Genomic DNA, 18,350 nt, shown 5'->3' on the forward strand with positions numbered 1-18,350 from the left:
TCTCGCTCCCCTCCCTTTTAAGGGAGGGGCTGGGGGTGGGTCGCGTCCGGGTGATACGGGGCGGGCGGGAGGCGCAGGTGCCGTTGCGCGAGCACGCCACCCACCCCCCGGCCCCCTCCCTTGAAAGGGAGGGGGGAGGGTTGCTCAAACCAGTGCCTTGGCCTCGTCGTCCATGGTGCCGCTGACCTCGTTCGCCTGCAGGATCATGTCGGTGTGCGCCGCGCCGGAGGGGATCATCGGGAAGCAGTTGGCGAGTTTCGCCACCATGCAATCGACCATCACCGGGCCGTCGTGCGCCAGCATTTCCGCGATGCCCGCCTCCAGCTGGTCGGGCCGCTCGATGCGGATGCCCTTCCAGCCATAGGCCTCGGCCAGCTTCACGAAATCGGGGAGCGAATCCGAATAGCTCTCCGCATAGCGGCTCTCATAGGTCAGCTCCTGCCACTGGCGGACCATCCCCATATATTCGTTGTTCAGGATGAAGACCTTCACCGGCAGGCGATATTGCGTCGCCGTGGCCAGCTCCTGAATGTTCATCTGGATCGATGCCTCTCCCGCGATGTCGATCACCAGCGCCTTGGGATTGCCCAGCTGCGCACCGATCGCGGCGGGCAGGCCGTAGCCCATCGTGCCGAGCCCGCCCGACGTCAGCCACTTGTTGGGCAGGTCGAAGCCGAAATGCTGGGCGGCCCACATCTGGTGCTGGCCGACCTCGGTGGTGATGATCGGCTGGCGGGCACGCGTGGCTTCCCACAGCGCGCGCACGGCGCGCTGGGGCATGATCTCGCCGTTGTAGCCGTTGGGCTCGTTCTCCGGGAAGTCGAGACACCGGACCGCGCGCCAGCCGTCGATCCGCCGCCACCATTCCGACGTATCGGGCTTCGGATGCTGGCGCGACTTCCAGACGCGGATCATGTCCTCCATCGCGTGCCCGGCGTCGGCCACGATGGCGAGGTCGATGCGTACCGTCTTGTTGATGCTCGACCGATCGATGTCGATGTGGACCTTGCGGCTGTTGGGGCTGAACGCGTCGAGCCGCCCGGTGACGCGGTCGTCGAAGCGGCTGCCGATGGCGACGACCAGATCGGCCTGGTTCATCGCCATGTTCGCTTCGTAGGTGCCGTGCATCCCCAGCATCCCCAGCCATTGCGGGCCGCTGGCGGGATACGCGCCCAGACCCATCAGCGTCGAGGTGACGGGCGCGCCGGTGATGCGCGCCAGCTCCTGCAACAGCTGCGACGCCGCGGGCCCGGCATTGATGACGCCGCCGCCGGTGTAGAGCACCGGACGCTCGGCCGCGGCGAGCATGTCGACGACCTGCTCGATCGCGGCGCGATCCGCCTTGAGGGCAGGGCGATAGGTCTTGTGCTGGATCGGGCCGGGCTTCTGATACTTCGCCGTCGCGACCTGCACGTTCTTGGGGATGTCCACCACCACCGGGCCGGGGCGGCCGGACGTCGCGATATGGAACGCCTCGTGGATGACGGGGCCGAGACGCGCCGGGTCCTTCACGAGATAATTGTGCTTCGTGCAGTGGCGCGTGATGCCGACGGTATCGGCCTCCTGGAACGCGTCCGACCCGATCAGCGTCGTCGGCACCTGTCCGGTGATGACGACCATCGGGATCGAATCCATCAGCGCATCGGTGATGCCGGTGACCGCGTTGGTCGCGCCGGGGCCGGAGGTGACGAGCACGACGCCCGGCTTCCCCGTGGCGCGGGCATAGCCTTCCGCGGCATGGGTCGCGGCCTGTTCGTGGCGCACCAGCACGTGGCGGATCCGCGGCGTGCCGCCGGCGGTGTGCCGGAACAGCGCGTCGTAGATCGGCAGCACGGCGCCGCCCGGATAGCCGAACACGACCTCCACGCCGAGATCGCACAGCGCCTCGACCAGGATGTCTGCTCCGCTCTTCTCGGTCACGTCACTTCTCCTCCAACGGGAACGCGCGGCCTCCTTAGCCGCGATGGTCGCGGCGCGCTACGGCATCGAAAGTTACGCGTCAAACGGTTTATGCGAAATAAAATTGCGAATTAACGGTGGGCGTCCGGAGCCAGCCGGGCGGCGGCTGATGGCGGAACCACGTATATTGGCGCTTCGCATAGCGGCGCGTGGCGAGTTGCGCGCGGGCCAGCGCCTGCTCGCGGTCGATCGCGCCGTCCAGCATCGCGGCGATCTCGGGGACGCCGATCGCGCGGCGGACGGGCGCGTCGGGAGGGACGTCGTCCCGCGCCAGGAGGCGCGCCACCTCGTCGACGGCGCCGCCGTCGAACATCGCGATCAGGCGGCGGTCGCAGCGCTGCATCAGCGCGTCGCGATCGGGCAGCAGCACCATGGCGCGCAGGTCGATGTCGCCGCCGATGCCGCCGTGGCGCTCCGCCTGCCATGCGGCGAGGGGGCGGCCGGTGCTGCGGATCACCTCCAGCGCACGCGCCATGCGGGCGGTGTCGCCGGGGGCCAGGCGCGCGGCGGCGGCGGGATCCTCCCGTGCCAGTGCGGCATGGGTTTCGCTGACGGGCAGCGCGCGGATCGCGGTCCGGATGGCGGGGTCGATGTCGGGCACCGGGGCGATGCCGTCCAGCAGGGTGCGCAGGTACAGGCCGGTGCCGCCGACCAGGATCGGCACCTGTCCCGCTTCATGGGTCTGCGCGATGATCGCGCGCGCATCGGCGGCCCAGCGCGCCGCGGAGCAGGACTCCGCGCCGTCGATATGGCCGAACAGCCGGTGCGGCACGCGCGCCTCGTCGGTGGCATCGGGGCGCGCGGAGAGGATGCGCAGGTCGCGGTACACCTGGCTGGCGTCGGCGTTGACGACAACGCCGTCGATCCGCTCCGCCAGGTCGATCGCGGCCGCGCTCTTGCCGCTGGCGGTCGGCCCTGCGATGAGCGCCACCCTTGGTTTAGCGGGGATAGGCATGTTCACGGCGACGCTGATAGCAGCAGGGCGGCTGACGCCAAGCATCGTGGCGGACGCGCGGGCGCGGCTGGCGGCGGCCGGCTGCGCGCCCGCCGACGCGGCGTGGATCGACGACGGCGATGCGGCCGACGTGCCGTTCGGGACCGATCCCGCCGCGGCGCGCGCGGCGGTCGAGGGGGCGTTCGAGCGCGTCGACGTGGTGGTCCAGCCGGCGGCGGGACGACGCAAGATGCTGCTGGTCGCGGACATGGATTCGACGATGATTACGATCGAATGCATCGACGAACTCGCCGATTACGCCGGGCTGAAACCGCGAATCGCGGCGATCACCGAGGCGGCGATGCGCGGCGAGCTGGACTTCGAGGGCGCGCTGGATGCGCGCGTGGGACTGCTCAAGGGGCTGTCCGCGGGGGTGATCGACGATTGCCTGCGCGAACGGGTGACGATCATGCCCGGCGCGCGCGCGCTGGTGCGCACGATGCGCGGCTGGGGCGCGCGGGCGGTGCTGGTATCGGGCGGGTTCACGCGCTTCGCGGAGCCGGTCGCGGCGGAGATCGGCTTCGATCGCGCCATCGCCAACGTGCTGGAGATCGAGGGCGACGCGCTGTCCGGGGCGGTCGCGCGGCCGATCGTTGGCGCTGAGACGAAGCGGGCGACGCTGCTGGAGACGCGCGCGACGCTGGGGCTGGGCGAGGCGGAGACGCTGGCGGTCGGCGATGGCGCCAACGATCTGGCGATGATCGGCGTGGCGGGGCTGGGGGTCGCGTATCATGCGAAGCCGGTCGTGGCGGCGGCGGCGGCGGCGCGGATCGAGCATGGCGACCTGACGGCGCTGCTGTGGACGCAGGGCGTGCCGAAGCGGGAGTGGTTGGCGGCGTGACGACGTCACCCCGGCCTTGAGCCGGGCCTTTGCAAAACGGGTGCAACGGCATCGAGCCCATGCCGTGCTCCTGCGCAGGCAGGAGCCCAGGGCCAAGCAGAACAACGCTTTATGGAACTGCAACCCTGGGCTCCTGCCTGCGCAGGAGCACGGTGTAGCCTTTTGCAAAGGTCCCGCCTTGAGCCGGGGTCCCGCTTCTGCGCTGGCGTCGGATGGGAGCGGGACCCCGGGTCAGGCCCGGGGTGACGAAAGATCAGCGCCCCAGGAACGTCAGCAGGTCGCGGGTCAGGCGATCGCTTTCGGTCGCGAACAGCCCGTGGGGGGCGCCGTCATATTCCACCAGCTGCGCATCGGCGATGCCACGGGCGGCCTGGCGGGCGCTGGTGTCGATCGGCACGGTCTTGTCGCCGGTACCGTGCAGCACCAGCGTGGGCACGCGGAACGCGGGCAGGTCGCCGCGGAAGTCGGTGTGGCCGAAGCTCTCCGCGCATTTCAGCGTCCCCTGCAACCCGGCCTGCATCGCCAGTCGCCACGCCCAGTCGAGCTGCGCCTCGCTGACCGGGCTGGTGACATAACCGACACCGAAGAAGTCCTTGAAGAAGGTGCGGAAGAAATTGGGGCGGTCCTTCAGGATGCCGTCCGCGATCCCCTGCAGCGTCTCCTCCGGCACGCCGTCGGGATTGTCGTCGGTCTTGAGCATATAGGGCACGACCGAGCCGATCAGCGCGGCCGACACCACGCCCCTGCCGCCATGGCGCGACATGTAGCGGGCAACCTCGCCCCCGCCCATCGAGAAGCCGACCAGCGTCACATCCTCGGTCGCGCCGGCGGCCTCCATGACGTCGCGCAGGTCGTCGGTCAGCGTGTCGTAATCGTAGCCCGACCATGGCTGTCCCGAGCGGCCGAAGCCGCGGCGGTCGTAGGCGATGGCGCGGAAACCCGCGTCCGCCAGCGCCTTCATCTGCGGGTCCCAGCTGTCCGACGACAGCGGCCAGCCGTGGATCAGAATCACGGGGCGACCCTGGCCCCAGTCCTTCACGTAGATGTCGGTGCCGTCGCGGGTCTTGATATAGGGCATGGGGTGCTCCTGATGGCGATCAGGTGCGGTAACGGGTTGCGGGAGGGCGCGTTCCGCGCGGTGGCGTACGCTGACTGCCAGCCGTTCGGCCTGAGCGAAGTCGACGGCGACGGGAAGGCAGTGGTGGCTGTGCTTCGACGTCGCTCGGCACGAACGGAGGTAGTTACCGAGATTCGGCCAAAAACGCCTCGACCTTGCCCAGGTCCACCGTGCGATCGAGGTACGTCTGGCCGATCCCGCGGGCGAGCAGGAAGGGCAGCGTGCCCGCCGCCATTTTCTTGTCGTGGCGCATATGCTCGACCAGCTTCGCGGCGGGGGCGTCGATCCCCGCCGCCGCCAGACCGTCCGGCAGCCCGCTCGCGCGCCAGTGCGCCGCGACGCGCTCGCTATCCTCGCGGGGGCACAGCCCGGTGGCGGCGGAAAAGCCGAACGCCAGCGCGCAGCCCGCCGCCACCGCCTCGCCGTGGAGCAGGCGGTCGGAAAAGCCGGCCTCCGCCTCCAGCGCATGGCCGAAGGTGTGGCCGAGGTTCAGCAGCGCGCGCCGCCCCGTCGTCTCGAACTCGTCCTCGCCGACGATCCGTGCTTTCGCGGCGACCGAATGCGCGATGGCATGGGTGCGCGCGTCGCGGTCGCCCGCCAGCAACGCCGCGCCGTTCGCCTCGCACCAGGCGAAGAAATCGGCGTCGTCGATCAGCCCGTATTTCACCACCTCGGCATAGCCGGCGCGGACCTGCCGCGCGGGCAGGGTGTCGAGCACGTCGGGATCGATCAGCACCAGCCTGGGCTGGTGGAAGGCGCCGATCAGGTTCTTTCCCGCGCGCGCGTTGATCCCGGTCTTGCCGCCGACCGACGAATCGACCTGCGACAACAGCGTGGTGGGGATCTGCACGAAGCCGCAGCCGCGCTTCAGGATCGCGGTGGCGAATCCGACGAGATCGCCGATCACGCCGCCGCCCAGCGCGACGACATGGTCGCCGCGTTCGGTCCCCAGTTCCAGCAGCCGGTCGGTCAGCCGCTCCAGCGTGGCCCAGCTCTTCGACCCCTCTCCCGCCGGGAGGACCACGTCGTGGTGCGCGATGCCCGCCGCCTCCAGCGAGCGGCCCAACGTGGCGAGATGGGGCGCGACATTCGCATCCGCGACGATCGTCATCGCCCGCTTGCCCGCGATCGGTGCCAGCAACTCGCCCGCACGTGCCAGAAGGCCGCCCTCGATCCGCACGTCGTAGCTGCGCTCGCCCAGCGCCACGGGGATGATCGTCACTTGCCTATCGCCTCCATGATCGCGCGCACCGTCGTTTCGTGCGGGCCGTGGCCGCTTTCGATCCGGATCGGCGCCAGCGCGTAGAGCGGGTTGCGCACCGCCGCCAGCTCGCCCAGCACCTTGGCCGGATCCTTACCGCGCAGCAGCGGGCGGGTGTCGCGGCGACCGACTCGTTCCGCGAGCACCGCGATCGGCGCGTCGAGCCAGATCGCGAGCGTCTCCGCCAGGATCAGCGCGCGCGTGTCGTCGTTGATGAAGGCGCCGCCGCCGGTCGCGATCACCTTCGGCCGGCCGTCGATCAGCCGCTGGATCACGCGGCGCTCGCCGTCGCGGAAATGCGGCTCGCCGAAGCGCGCGAAGATGTCGCTGATCGACATGCCCGCCGCCGCCTCGATCTCGCTATCGGCATCGACGAAGGGCAGCCCGAGCCGGGTCGCCAGGCGACGCCCGATCGTCGACTTGCCGGTCGCCATCAGCCCGACGAGCACGATCGGCTGCCCGTGCCATGCGGGGGATGGCGTCTGATCGGTCACGGGTGGGCTTTGCAACATCGTCCGCCCGGCTATACAGCGCACATCGGCGTCGGCAACCGACGGTGCGCGGATCGCCCGCGGCGACGCGGTGCGGATCGTGGCGGACGCATGATTAAAGTGACGCCTGAGTAAAGTGACACCTGAGAAAAGTGACGGGGAAGTATTGATGTCTCGGTTGATCGTCTCCGTCGTGGTGCTGCTGGCCATCGTGTTCGGCGCGCTGTTCTTCTTCGCCGGCCGCGCCACCGAGCAGCCGACGACGCGGATCGAGAAGGCGGTCGAGCTTGGCAACCTCGCGAGCTAGGCGCGCGCTGCTGGCGGGGGCCACGGCGCTCGCCGCCGCGGCGGCCGCGGTCGCGCAGGAACGCCCCGAATCGCTGCTGCCGCCGGGCTTCTCGGACCCGGCGCCGGCGCCCAGCGCCGCGCCGCGCACGCCTGCGCCCGTCGCCACCGCCACCGCCACGGGCGGGGTGCCGATGGTCCAGCCGCTGCCGACCCCCGGCGGATCGCCGTCGCCGCTGCCGTCCCCCAGCGCCAGCCCCTCTCCGATGCCGACGCCGCGCTATGAGATGCCCGCGTCCGCGCGCCGGTCGCTGGCGCGGGTGGGGGCGAGCGATGCGTTCGCGAGCGACGCCTTTGGCGCGGCGGACGGCGCGTATCTGGAAACGTTGATGCGGCGGCTGTCGGCACCGCTGCCGTCGCGCTGGCTGTCGATCGCGCTGCGGCGGATGCTGGTGGCGCGGGTGGACACGCCCGCGGGCGTGGGCGGCGCCGATTTCGCCGCGGAGCGCGCCTGGCTGCTGCTGCGCATGGGCGAGGCGGCGGATGCGCGCGCAGTCGTCCAGGCGGTCGACACCGACCGTATCACGCCCAAGCTGCGGCAGGTGTGGATGCAGGCGGCGCTGGCCACCGCGGACCCGGCCGGGCTGTGCCCGCTGGCGGACGCGGCGGGCAACAGCGAGCGCGGCTGGATCGTCGCGCGCGCGATGTGCGCCGGGCTGACCGGCAATGCGCGGTCGCAGCCGCTGATCGCCGATGTGCGGCGGCGGCGGGTGGCGAGCGGGGTCGACCTGCAACTGGCGCAGAAGGTGATGGGCGCGGGCCTGAACAGCCGACAGGCGATCACGATCGAATGGGCGCCGGTGACGGAGCTGACCGCGTGGCGCTTCGGTCTGGCGACGGCGACGGGCGTCTCCATTCCCGACGAATTGTACGCCACGGTCGGCGCGCAGGTCGCGGGATGGCGCGCGCTGGCGCCGGGGATCCCGCTGGCCGAGCGGGCGGTGCCGGCGGAGGCCGCGGCGGCGATGGGGGTGATCTCCAGCGCGGCGCTGGTCGATCTCTATTCGGCGCTGGGCGATGCGGACGACATGCCCGCGCCGCTGACGCGGACCGCCAATGCGCTGCGCGATGCCTATGCCGCGAACGACGCGCGCGCGCGGCTGGACGCGATGCAGCGCCTGTGGGACGAGGCGGAGACGCCGGCCGCACGATATGCCCGGCTGGTGCTGACCGCGCATGCCGCGGGACGGCTGCCGGTGGTCGACGGCGACGCGCGCGCCGATCGGGTGATCGCATCGATGCTGACCGCCGGGCTGGACCGTACCGCGATGCGGTGGAGCGGGCATGTGAAGGAGGGCGGCGACGCCTGGGCGATGCTGTTGCTCGCCGATCCGGATGCGATCGGGCAGCGGCCGGGCGGGGTCGTCGGCACCTACGCGCCCGAAGGGCCCCTGGCGGAGCGGAAGCGGCAGCTGTTCTTCGCCGGGCTGGCCGGGCTGGGGCGGCTGTCGCAGGGCGACATGGAGGAGCGCGCGTCGTCGCTGGACGTGCGGATCGGCGCGGAGAACAGCTGGACGCGCGCGATCGACCGCGCCGCGCGCGAGCGTCAGCCCGGAACGGTGCTGCTGCTGGCGGCGGTGGGTATGCAGAGCGGGCGGTGGAGCGGCATTCCGCCCGCCGCGCTGTACCGCGTGGTGTCCGGCCTGCGCGCGGTCGGGCTGGACGGCGAGGCGCGGATGATCGCCGCGGAGGCGATCGCGCGGGTCGGGTGATGGGGATGGCGCCTGCGCCTCGTCATTCCTGCGAAGGCGGGAATCCCGACACGCTACCGTCGTGGCTCTCTTTACAGGCCTTAGCGCATCTGGATCCCCGCCTGCGCGGGGATGACGATCCGGCGGCATGACCGACCGCGACGCCATCGAGCGCTTCCTGGAGATGATGGCGGCGCAGGCGGGGGCGGCGGCGAATACGCTGGCGGCGTATCGCCGCGACCTGACGCTGGCGTCGGACGTGCTGGCCGGCGCGCTGGCCCGCGCCGACGCGGACGCGCTGGCGCGGCTGGCGGACGAATGGCGCGACCTGTCGCGGGCGACCGTCGCGCGCAAGGCGGCGGCGCTGCGGCGGTTCTTCGGCTTCCTGCTCGACGAGGGCGACCGTGCGGACGATCCGTCGCGCGCCCTGCCGCGCCCCGGTACGCGCCGTGCCCTGCCGCGCACGCTGGGTCATGCCGATGTCGACCGGCTGTTCGCGGCGGTCGCGGCGCGGCTGGCGCGCGATCCGCCGATCGCGACCGACCTGCGGCTCGCGGCGCTGATCGAACTCCTCTATGGCAGCGGGCTGCGTGCGAGCGAGCTGGTGTCGCTGCCGCGCAACGCGGTGCATCCGGACCGCCCGTTCCTGATCCTGAAGGGGAAGGGCGGGCGCGAGCGGCTGGTGCCGCTGTCCGACCGCGCGCGCGCCGCGGTGGCGGCGTGGCGGGCGCATGTGCCCGCGGCGGCGGGATACCTGTTCCCCTCGGGCGGTACGCATATCTCGCGCGTGCGGCTGTTCCAGCTGGTGCGCGGCATCGCGGCGGAGGCGGGTATCCCGCCCGACCGGATCAGCCCGCACGTGCTGCGCCATGCCTTCGCCACGCACCTGCTGGAGGGGGGCGCGGACCTGCGCGCGCTGCAGACGATGCTGGGGCATGCCGACATCGCGACGACCGAGATCTACACCCATGTCGACCGCCGCCGGCTGGTCGATCTGGTCAACGAGCGGCACCCGCTCGAACGGACGCTGGCGGAGGCGCGCGTTGACGCATCGGTGTCCGGCACGTAACGGCGCGCGATGCCCAGTTTCCTCGACTTCGAGAAGCCCATCGCGGAGCTTCAGGCGCGCATCGACGAATTGCGCGACACCGGCGCCGATGGCGGCGTCGATATCTCGGCCGAAATCGCCAAGTTGCAGACGAAGTCGGACCGGCTGCTGAAGGACACGTTCGCCAGGCTGACGCCGTGGCAGAAGACGCAGGTGGCGCGCCACCCCGAGCGCCCGCATTTCAAACATTATGTCGCCGGGCTGTTCGAGGAATTCGTCCCGCTGGCGGGCGATCGCGCGTTCGGCGACGATCAGGCGATCCTGGGCGGTTTCGCGACCTTCCGCGGGCAGCGCGTGATGGTGCTGGGGCATGAGAAGGGCGACGATACCGCCAGCCGGCTGCGCCACAATTTCGGGATGGGCAAGCCCGAGGGCTATCGCAAGGCGATCCGGCTGATGGAGCTGGCCGATCGCGCGCGGCTGCCGGTGCTGACGCTGGTCGATACCTCTGGCGCGTTCCCCGGCATCCAGGCGGAGGAGCGCGGCCAGGCGGAGGCGATCGCACGCTCGACCGAGGCGTGCCTGGCGCTGGGTGTGCCGATGGTCGCCGCGGTGGTGGGCGAGGGCGGTTCGGGCGGCGCGATCGCGCTGGCCAGCGGCAATCGCGTGCTGATGTTCGAACATGCGGTCTATTCGGTGATCTCGCCCGAGGGCTGCGCGTCGATCCTGTGGCGCACCGCGGACAAGGCGGCAGATGCGGCCGAGGCGATGAAGGTGACGGCGCAGGACCTCAAGAGCCTGGGCGTGATCGACGGCATCGTCGCCGAGCCGGTCGGCGGCGCGCACCGCGATCCCGCGGCGGCGATCGCGGTGCTGGGCGATGCGCTGGAGGCGCAGCTGCGCGACCTGACGGGGATGGGCGGCGACGCGCTGCGCCGCGACCGGCGGGAGAAATTCCTGAAGATGGGGCGCGTGGCGTAACACCCGCACTCCGACGACGAAAAGGGCGGCGGAACCGAAGTTCCGCCGCCCCTCCTGATCCCTTCGGGATCGTCGTCGTCTTAGTTCGACGTCGCCATCTTCGTGCTGACACCGTTGAAGGTGGTGGTCAGCTGGTTGCCCAGGCCGCGCATGGCGGCGATGGCGGCCACGGCGATCAGCGCGGCGATCAGGCCGTACTCGATCGCGGTCGCGGCCTTGTTGTTCTTGATGAACTTGCGAATGGTCTGCATGTCGATCTCCGTGGACACGTGAAGCTTCAGTTACCCGGCCAGCCACCCTTCGAAAGCGGCTTCAGCGATGACGGGTGTAGGAAGGCGCGGTTGATAAAGATTTAAGGCGCGGATGAATTTTGGGCCGAAAGAGCGTTAACTGGCGATAACCAGATTGCGCCTGACGAATTCCCACAGGCCGTTGTTCGCCGCCGACCAATTGTTCATCGCGCCGACCAGTCCCAGCGACAGGATGGCGAGGATCAGGCCGTATTCGATCGCGGTCGCGCCACGCGAATCGGCGACGAGGCGGATCAGGCGGGCGACGCGGATCAGGTAGCGGACGGGGCGGATCGGGCGCAGCATGGACGCGTCGTATCGGGTAACGGGTTAAGGAACGGTCGATGACGGTCCTGGTGGTGGCGGCGGCGCTGATCGACGCGCGGGGGCGCTGCCTGATGCAGCAGCGCCCGGCGTACAAGCAGCATGGCGGACTGTGGGAGTTTCCCGGCGGCAAGGTGGAGGCGGACGAGGCGCCCACGGAGGCGCTCGTGCGCGAGCTGGCGGAGGAACTGGACATCATGGTCGAGGCGGGCGCGCTCGCGCCGCTGTCCTTTGCGAGCGATGGGATGGTGACGATGCTGCTCTACCGCTGCACGCGCTGGGGCGGCACGCCGCGGCCACTGGCAGCGGATGCGCTGCGCTGGGATGTGCCGGAGCGGCTGGCGACGCTGCCGATGCCCCCGGTCGATGTGCCGCTGGTGGCGGCGCTGCGCGCATAATCCTTGCATCCCGGGCGGTGAAAGCGGGCGCAAAGGCAAGGACATGGCGCGCGCGCCCGCGCTAGGCTGTCCGCCATGACGAGAGGGAGCGGGCGAATGCGGCAGCGGACATGGCGGATGGCGGCGGTCGCGGCGTTCGTCTCGGTGGCGTCGCCCGTCGTCGCGCAGCAGGCGCTGTCCCCCGTCACCATCGCCGCGCCGATCGTCACCGCGCATCGCGGCACCTTCGGCGGGACCGCCATCGCCTATGATGCGGTGGTCGAGCCGGTGGTGGTCGACGGGCTCGACGGCAAGCCCGCGGCGCGGCTGGTCGCGACCTCCTACATCGCGCGCGGCAGGGAGAGGGACCGGCCGGTCGCGTTCGTCTTCAACGGCGGGCCGATCGGGCCGACCGCGTTGCTGCACATGGGGATGTTCGGGCCGAAGCGGGTGGCGGTGCCGGACGATCTGAGCGCCGATCCGGCGACGTTCCGCGTCGTCGACAACCCGTATATGCCGCTGGATGCGACCGACATCGTCATCTTCGACCCCGCGAACACGGGGTACAGCCGCACGTTGCCGGGGGTCGCGCCCGAGTCGCAATTCTCCAATGCGGCGGATGCGCGGCAATTGGCGCAGCTGGTGCAGCGCTGGCGGGTGCTCCACGACCGGCCGGGGGCGCCGGTGTATCTGATCGGCGAGAGTTACGGCACGATGCGCGCGGTGGAGGCGGCGGACCAGCTGCGCACGGCGGGCGATCCGGTGGCGGGGATCATGCTGCTGGGACAGGCGGTCAACATCCTGGAATATGCGCAGCGACCCAACAACATCGTGAGCTATGCCGTATCGTTGCCGACGCTGGCGGCGATCGGCTGGGCGCAGGGCAAGGTGCGCGCGCAGGGGCGCACCTTCGAGCAGTTCATCCGTGCGGCGGAGGATTATGGCGCGGGCGAGTATCTGACCACGCTGTTCCAGGGCGACCGCGCCTCGCCGGAGCGGCAGGCGGCGGTGGCGGCACGGCTGGAGGCGTTCACCGGGCTGCCCGCGGCGGAGTTCGTGAAGGCGCGGCTAAAGGTGAGCAAGGCGGCCTATCAGAAGCTGCTGCTGCCGGGGCGCAGGCTGGACACCAACGACGCGCGCTACGTCGTGCCCGCCGGGGCCGAGGGCGCGGCATATAACAGCCGACACACGCCGGAGGCGGTGCTGCTGTTCCATGACGAACTGGGCGTGCCGGCGGCGGCGGGCGTCTATGCCACGGGCAATCCGGCGGAGGCGTATTTCACGCGCTGGGGCTGGGCGCCGGTCGTCTCTCCGTTCCTCGACATGCCCTATGTCGGGCAGCTGAAGACGGTACTGGACACGCAGCCGGCGACGCGGCTGTTCGTGGGCAACGGCTATTTCGATACGCAGACGACGATCGGCGCGATGGATTATCTGGTCGCGCAGTCGGGGTTGCCGCGCGACCGGGTGACGACGCGTTATTACTGGGGCGGGCACATGTTCTATACGGTCGAGGCGAGCGCGAAGGCGCTGGGCGACGACGTGCGCCGCTTCGTCGCGCCGAACGCGGTTGCAGGACCCGCCGCGGTACGCCCATAACCGGGCGCATGAAGCGACTGTTCCTCGCCGCGATCGCGGTGGCCGCCCCTGCCTGGGCGCAGCTCGATCCGCCCGCCTGGACGCGCCCGATCCCGCCGGTGCGGCTGATCGGCGCGATCGACTATGTCGGGACCGAGGGGCTGGCGGCGTATCTGATCCGCACCCGCGACGGCGCGATCCTGATCGATGCGACCATGGCGGAGAACGTGCCCGCGATCGAGCGCAACATCCGCGCGCTGGGAGTGAAACTGCGCGACGTGAAGCTGATCCTCGTCAGCCACGCGCATTTCGACCACGCCGCCGGGTTGACGGCGATGCGCCGCGATACCGGCGCGCAGGTCGTGGCGGGGGCGGGCGATGCGGAGGCGCTGGAGACGGGCATTCCGCCGGGCGAGACGACGTACGGCGTGATCCGCTTCCCCGCGGTGCCGGTCGCGCGCCGCGTGCGCGACGGCGACCGCGTGACGCTGGGCGGTACGACGCTGCGCGCGGTGGCAACGCCGGGGCATACGCCGGGCTGCACGACCTGGACGATGAAGATCGCTCGAGGGGGGCGCCCGCTCGACGTCGTCTTCCCGTGCAGCGTGACGGTGGCGGGCAACAGGCTGTTCGGCAACACGCGCTACCCCGGCATCGCGCAGGACTACCGCGCCAGCATCGCGCGGCTGGCGGCGCTCCCCGCCGACGTGGTGCTGCCCGCGCATCCGGAAATGGCCGACGTGCTGGAGCGCGCGAAGACCGGCCGGCTGGTCGCGCCGGGGCTGCTGCGCCAGATCGTGCTGAAGGCGCGCGACGACTTCGACCGGGAGTTCCTGCGGCAGGGGAGGGTGGCGAAGTGAGCGTGACGATGTACGGCATCCCCAATTGCGACACGATCAAGAAGGCGCGGACGTGGCTTGGCGCGGCGGGGGTGGCGTTTGCGTTTCATGACTACAAGAAGGCGGGCATCGATGCCGCGACGCTCGATCGGTGGATCGATGCGGTGGGGTGGGAGGTGCTGCTCAACCGCGCGGGGACGACCTTTCGCAAGCTGCCCGAGGCCGAGCGGCAGGGGGTGGATCGGGAGCGGGCCAAGGCGCTGATGCTGGCGCAGCCGTCGATGATAAAGCGCCCGGTGCTGGTGCATGACGACGGCGTCGAGGTGGGGTTCAAGCCGGAGCGGTATGCGGCGTTGTTCGGGTAGCCGCGCCTCATACACGCCGTCACCCCGGGCTCTTCCGAGACCTCTGCAAAAGTGGGACCTTTGCAAAACGGATGCAACAGCGCCGCGTACCGGCCGTGCTCCTGCCTGCGCAGGAGCACGGTGGAGACTTTTGCAAAGGTCTCGCGAAAGTCGGGATCGCTCGGTGGTTCCGCCGTCCCCCAGCTCGGCCCCGGCCTTCGCCGGGGAACAAGGAACCGGGTTTCGCAGAGGTCTCGGCTTTCCCGGGGCCCGGGTTTGGTGTGCCACGACATCGGTTCGGCGCGCGGAACCCCGTCATGCCGGAACACGTCCGGCATGACGGGGTGGTTGTGGAACGGTTGCGCCTTCGCCATGGTCGCCGCCGTACACGGGGGAGGATACGAACATGCGCGGGCCGTGGTGGTTCAGACTGGCGGTCATCGCCTTCCTGCTGTGGGCGCTGATGGGCGTGTTCGCGTGCTTCCAGCAATTCCGGCTGGGCGCCGATGCGATGGGCGCGGCGAGCGACTATGACCGCACGCTCTTCGCGCGGCTGCCGATCTGGTACATGGCGGATTATGCGGTGGCGACCGGCACCGCGCTGCTCGGCGCGCTGGCCCTGATCGCGGGGTCGGTGCTCGCAATTCCGCTGCTGACGATCTCGCTGGTGGCGGTGATGATCCAGTTCGGCTGGCTGTTCGCGACCACCGACATCATCGCGGTGAAGGGGGTGTGGGTGATCTATTTTCCGCTGGTCATCGCCGCGGTCGCCGCCATCGCGCTGAAACTGGCGCATCTGGCGCGCCGTCGCGGGTGGATCGGGTAAGAACAAGGGGTTAAGAAGCCTTTATGTCAACGACCTTCACGATCGACAGCGCGACCAGCCGCGCCAACCCCGTCGCCGCCCCGATGAAGCGGCTGACGGTCCCCGCGATCCGCAACCGCAAGGCCGCGATCGCGGACGGCAAGGGCGAGCCGCTGGTGATGCTGACCGCGTACACCGTGCGCATGGCGCAACTGATGGACCCGCATTGCGACATGCTGCTGGTGGGCGACAGCCTGGGGCAGGTGATCTACGGCCTGCCCAGCACGGTGCCGGTCACGCTGGAGATGATGGCGGCGCATGGCGCGGCGGTGGTGCGCGGCAGCTATCACGCGGTGGTCGTCATCGACATGCCGTTCGGCAGCTACGAGGCGTCGCCGCAGCAGGCGTTCGAGAGCGCCGCGTTCCTGCTCAAGCAGACCGGCGCGGCGGCGGTGAAGCTGGAGGGCGGGGCGGCGATGGCGTCGACCGTCGCGTTCCTGTCGGAGCGCGGCATCCCCGTGGTCGGGCATGTCGGGCTGACCCCGCAGGCGGTCAACGCGCTGGGCGGGTACGGCGCGCGCGGGCGCAGCGCGGCGGAAGCCGAGAAGATCGTCGGCGACGCGCTTGCGGTGGCGGAGGCGGGCGCCTTCGCGGTGGTGATCGAGGGCGTGGTCGAACCGATCGCGATCGAGATCACCCGCGCGATTCCCGTGCCGACGATCGGCATCGGCGCGTCGGCGGAATGCGACGGGCAGGTGCTGGTCGCGGAGGACATGCTGGGCCTGTTCGAGCGGACGCCGCGGTTCGTGAAGCGTTACGGGGACATGGCGGCGTTCGTTGCCGAGCGGGTCGAGGAATATGCGGGCGAGGTGCGGACCCGCGCCTTTCCCTCTGCGGAACAGACCTACGCCGCGAAGTCGTGAGGCAGCGGACGCGCACCCTTTCGCTCCGCCACCGGGGCGGCTAAGGCACGTCGGTTTTCCCCTGTCTGTACCGGAGTGATCGGTGGCCCTGACGCCCCAGAACAACGAAGCGTTCCTGCGTGAGGTCGACGAGGAGCTGCGCCGCGACCAGGCGCTGCATGTCTGGCGCCGCTACGGCAAGCTGCTGATCGGCGCGATCGTGCTGGGGCTGGCCGCGTTTGCCGCGTTCCTGTTCTGGCAGCACCGCCAGAACGAGGCGGCGGGGCGCGAGGGCGAGCAGCTGCAAAAGGCGTATGACGACCTGGGTGCGGGCGATGTGAAGGGTGCCTCCGGGCAGCTCGCCACGCTCGCGCAGTCGAAGCGCGACGGCTATCGCGCGCTGGCGCAGTTCACGCAGGCCGACATCCTGCTCCAGAAGAACGACCTGAAGGGGGCGGCGGCGAAGTTCGCCGCGGTGGCGAACGACGCGTCGCTGGCGCAGCCGTTCCGCGACCTGGCGCTGATCCGCCAGACGACCGCCGAGTTCGACGCGCTGAAGCCCGATGTGGTGGTCGAGCGGATGCGTCCGCTGGCGGTATCGGGCAATCCGTGGCTGGGTAGCGCGGGCGAGCTGATGGCGGCGGCCTATATCCGGCAGGGGCGCCGCGACCTGGCGGGGCAGACGTTCGCGCGCATCGCCGAGGACGACGGCGTGCCCGCCACCTTGCGTCAACGCGCGGTTCAGATGGCGGGCGCCATGGGTGCGGCCACCGATACGGGTGCCTCCGCCGCTAACAAGGATACGACAGCACGATGAAAACGCGTTTCGCGACCGGGCTGGCGCTCGCCGCGCTGGTGGGGCTGAGCGGGTGCGGCGTCTTCAAGGGATCGCCCAAGAAGACCCCGACCGTGGGGCAGCGCGTGCCGATCCTGATGTCGGAGAACCGCGCCGAGACCGACACGTCGCTGGCCGACGTCCAGGTGCTGCTGCCGACTCCGGTCGCCAACGACGCGTGGAGCCAGCCCGGCGGCAACGCCTCCAAGTCGATGGGGCAGCTGTTGCTCGCGGCGACGCCGCAGCGGTTGTGGAGCGCGCAGATCAACGGCGGCGGCAACCGCGCGCGCCTCGCCGCGGCGCCGGTGGTGGCGGAGAACAAGCTGTTCGTGGTCGATGTCGACGCGGTGCTGCATGCGTTCGCTGCGGATACCGGCGCGAAACTGTGGACGCGCGAACTGTCCGACAGCAGCGAGAATCGCAGCGCGCGCTTCGGCGGCGGCGCGAGCTACGACAACAGCGTCGACGGCGGGAAGGTCTATGCGACCGACGGCCTGGGCGACGTGCTGGCGGTCAATGCCGCCGATGGTGCGGTCGTCTGGCGGTCGAAGCCTGGCGGGCCGCTGCGCGGGGCACCGACGGTCGCCAACGGGCAGGTCTATGTCCTGAGCCAGGACAATCAGATCTATGCATTGGACCAGGGCAACGGGAAGGTCGTGTGGACCTCCACCGCCAGCCTGGAGACGCAGGGCGTGTTCGGCGTCGCGGCACCGGCGGCGAGCGCGGGGACGATCGTCGCGGGCTTCTCCAGCGGCGAGCTGAACGCCTATCGCTACGAGAACGGGCGGACGCTGTGGCAGGATGCGCTGTCGCGCACGTCGATCACCACGTCGGTGTCGAGCCTGGCCGACATCGACGCCGATCCCGTGATCGAGGACGGTCGCGTCTATTCGATCGGGCAGGGCGGGCGGATGGTCGCGCTCGACATCGCGACCGGGCAGCGGCTGTGGGAGCAGAACCTGGCCGGGATCGCCACGCCGTGGATCGCGGGCGAGTGGATCTTCGTCGTCACCGACGACTCGCGGCTCGTCTGCCTGTCGCGCGCCAACGGCAAGGTGCGCTGGATCAGCCAGCTTGAGCATTACAGGAACGAGAAGAAGAAGTCCGATCCCTATAACTGGTTCGGCCCGGTGCTGGCGGGTGAGCGGCTGTGGCTGACCAACTCGCGCGGCGCGGTGGTGGCGGTGTCGGCGGCGGACGGCAGCGTGCAGACGACGATCAAGGGCAAGGAGCCGTTCTCGCTCGGCCCGGTGGTCGCGAACCAGACGCTGTATACGCTGGACCTGAAGGGGCGGATCACGGCGTATCGTTGAGCGGGCAGGGGTATT

General features: G+C 70.4%; 20 protein-coding genes. 13 read left to right on the forward strand and 7 right to left on the reverse strand.

Features of this window, described 5'->3' with window-relative positions; all coding sequences use genetic code 11:
• Positions 1-144: 144 nt before the first annotated feature.
• On the reverse strand, positions 145-1,920 hold the full coding sequence (ilvB, locus tag PGN23_RS10050; protein WP_335302737.1) for a biosynthetic-type acetolactate synthase large subunit: 1,776 nt from the start codon (positions 1,918-1,920) through the stop codon (positions 145-147).
• 88 nt (positions 1,921-2,008) lie between these two features.
• A complete protein-coding gene (miaA, locus tag PGN23_RS10055) occupies positions 2,009-2,914 on the reverse strand; it encodes a tRNA (adenosine(37)-N6)-dimethylallyltransferase MiaA (protein ID WP_335304572.1) in 906 nt (301 codons plus the stop codon).
• Between miaA and serB the strand changes: the two genes are divergently transcribed.
• On the forward strand, positions 2,913-3,794 hold the full coding sequence (gene serB, locus PGN23_RS10060; RefSeq protein ID WP_335302738.1) for a phosphoserine phosphatase SerB: 882 nt from the start codon (positions 2,913-2,915) through the stop codon (positions 3,792-3,794). The two genes, miaA and serB, sit on opposite strands and share 2 nt — an antisense overlap.
• A 253-nt stretch (positions 3,795-4,047) precedes the next feature.
• Here the strand turns inward: serB and PGN23_RS10065 are convergent, their stop codons facing one another.
• The 3 genes from PGN23_RS10065 to PGN23_RS10075 all read right to left on the reverse strand — a co-directional run bounded on the left by PGN23_RS10065 (position 4,048) and on the right by PGN23_RS10075 (position 6,684).
• The gene (locus PGN23_RS10065; protein ID WP_335302739.1) at positions 4,048-4,872 is read right to left on the reverse strand and encodes an alpha/beta fold hydrolase; all 825 of its coding nucleotides are present in this window, start codon (positions 4,870-4,872) and stop codon (positions 4,048-4,050) included.
• 163 nt (positions 4,873-5,035) lie between these two features.
• Positions 5,036-6,133, reverse strand: coding sequence for a 3-dehydroquinate synthase (aroB, locus tag PGN23_RS10070; RefSeq protein WP_335302740.1), 1,098 nt, complete (start codon positions 6,131-6,133; stop codon positions 5,036-5,038).
• Positions 6,130-6,684, reverse strand: coding sequence for a shikimate kinase (locus PGN23_RS10075; RefSeq protein ID WP_335302741.1), 555 nt, complete (start codon positions 6,682-6,684; stop codon positions 6,130-6,132). The genes aroB and PGN23_RS10075 overlap by 4 nt, the downstream gene beginning before the upstream one ends.
• Before the next feature lie 148 nt (positions 6,685-6,832).
• Here PGN23_RS10075 and PGN23_RS10080 point away from each other — a divergent pair, with 148 nt between their 5' ends.
• From PGN23_RS10080 to PGN23_RS10095, 4 genes are all read left to right on the forward strand, one after another.
• The gene (locus PGN23_RS10080) at positions 6,833-6,970 is read left to right on the forward strand and encodes a hypothetical protein (RefSeq protein ID WP_335302742.1); all 138 of its coding nucleotides are present in this window, start codon (positions 6,833-6,835) and stop codon (positions 6,968-6,970) included.
• Positions 6,951-8,720, forward strand: a complete 1,770-nt coding sequence (locus PGN23_RS10085) for a hypothetical protein (protein ID WP_335302743.1) — start codon at positions 6,951-6,953, stop codon at positions 8,718-8,720. Before PGN23_RS10080 ends, PGN23_RS10085 begins: the two co-directional genes overlap by 20 nt.
• A gap of 127 nt (positions 8,721-8,847) precedes the next feature.
• Positions 8,848-9,768, forward strand: coding sequence for a tyrosine recombinase (locus PGN23_RS10090; protein ID WP_335302744.1), 921 nt, complete (start codon positions 8,848-8,850; stop codon positions 9,766-9,768).
• A gap of 9 nt (positions 9,769-9,777) precedes the next feature.
• Entirely contained in the window at positions 9,778-10,728 is a 951-nt protein-coding gene (locus tag PGN23_RS10095) for an acetyl-CoA carboxylase carboxyltransferase subunit alpha (protein ID WP_335302745.1), read from the forward strand.
• Positions 10,729-10,808: 80 nt separating this feature from the next.
• Here PGN23_RS10095 and PGN23_RS10100 read toward each other — a convergent pair whose 3' ends face one another.
• Together PGN23_RS10100 and PGN23_RS10105 are read right to left on the reverse strand one after the other, a co-directional pair.
• Positions 10,809-10,979, reverse strand: a complete 171-nt coding sequence (locus PGN23_RS10100; RefSeq protein WP_335302746.1) for a Flp family type IVb pilin — start codon at positions 10,977-10,979, stop codon at positions 10,809-10,811.
• A gap of 135 nt (positions 10,980-11,114) precedes the next feature.
• Complete coding sequence (locus PGN23_RS10105) at positions 11,115-11,324, reverse strand: Flp family type IVb pilin (protein ID WP_335302747.1); 210 nt, start codon at positions 11,322-11,324, stop codon at positions 11,115-11,117.
• Positions 11,325-11,362: 38 nt separating this feature from the next.
• On the opposite strand from PGN23_RS10105, the gene PGN23_RS10110 reads away from it, so the two are divergent.
• The 8 genes from PGN23_RS10110 (at position 11,363) to PGN23_RS10145 (ending at position 18,335) form a co-directional block, all read left to right on the forward strand.
• Entirely contained in the window at positions 11,363-11,740 is a 378-nt protein-coding gene (locus PGN23_RS10110) for a (deoxy)nucleoside triphosphate pyrophosphohydrolase (protein ID WP_335302748.1), read from the forward strand.
• A gap of 96 nt (positions 11,741-11,836) precedes the next feature.
• Entirely contained in the window at positions 11,837-13,318 is a 1,482-nt protein-coding gene (locus tag PGN23_RS10115) for a peptidase S10 (protein ID WP_335302749.1), read from the forward strand.
• A gap of 8 nt (positions 13,319-13,326) precedes the next feature.
• Entirely contained in the window at positions 13,327-14,157 is an 831-nt protein-coding gene (gene bla / locus PGN23_RS10120) for a subclass B3 metallo-beta-lactamase (RefSeq protein WP_335302750.1), read from the forward strand.
• Positions 14,154-14,501 (forward strand): ArsC family reductase, encoded by a 348-nt coding sequence (locus PGN23_RS10125; protein WP_335302751.1) that lies wholly within the window; start codon positions 14,154-14,156, stop codon positions 14,499-14,501. Before bla ends, PGN23_RS10125 begins: the two co-directional genes overlap by 4 nt.
• A gap of 385 nt (positions 14,502-14,886) precedes the next feature.
• Positions 14,887-15,306: a hypothetical protein gene (locus PGN23_RS10130; RefSeq protein ID WP_335302752.1), complete on the forward strand. Its 420-nt coding sequence runs from the start codon at positions 14,887-14,889 to the stop codon at positions 15,304-15,306.
• Positions 15,307-15,329: 23 nt separating this feature from the next.
• Positions 15,330-16,208: a 3-methyl-2-oxobutanoate hydroxymethyltransferase gene (panB, locus tag PGN23_RS10135; RefSeq protein ID WP_335302753.1), complete on the forward strand. Its 879-nt coding sequence runs from the start codon at positions 15,330-15,332 to the stop codon at positions 16,206-16,208.
• 82 nt (positions 16,209-16,290) lie between these two features.
• Positions 16,291-17,004 (forward strand): tetratricopeptide repeat protein, encoded by a 714-nt coding sequence (locus PGN23_RS10140; RefSeq protein ID WP_335302754.1) that lies wholly within the window; start codon positions 16,291-16,293, stop codon positions 17,002-17,004.
• On the forward strand, positions 17,001-18,335 hold the full coding sequence (locus PGN23_RS10145) for a PQQ-binding-like beta-propeller repeat protein (protein ID WP_335302755.1): 1,335 nt from the start codon (positions 17,001-17,003) through the stop codon (positions 18,333-18,335). The genes PGN23_RS10140 and PGN23_RS10145 overlap by 4 nt, the downstream gene beginning before the upstream one ends.
• Positions 18,336-18,350: the final 15 nt, after the last annotated feature.

Source organism: Sphingomonas adhaesiva, assembly GCF_036946125.1.
Lineage (GTDB): Bacteria > Pseudomonadota > Alphaproteobacteria > Sphingomonadales > Sphingomonadaceae > Sphingomonas > Sphingomonas adhaesiva_A.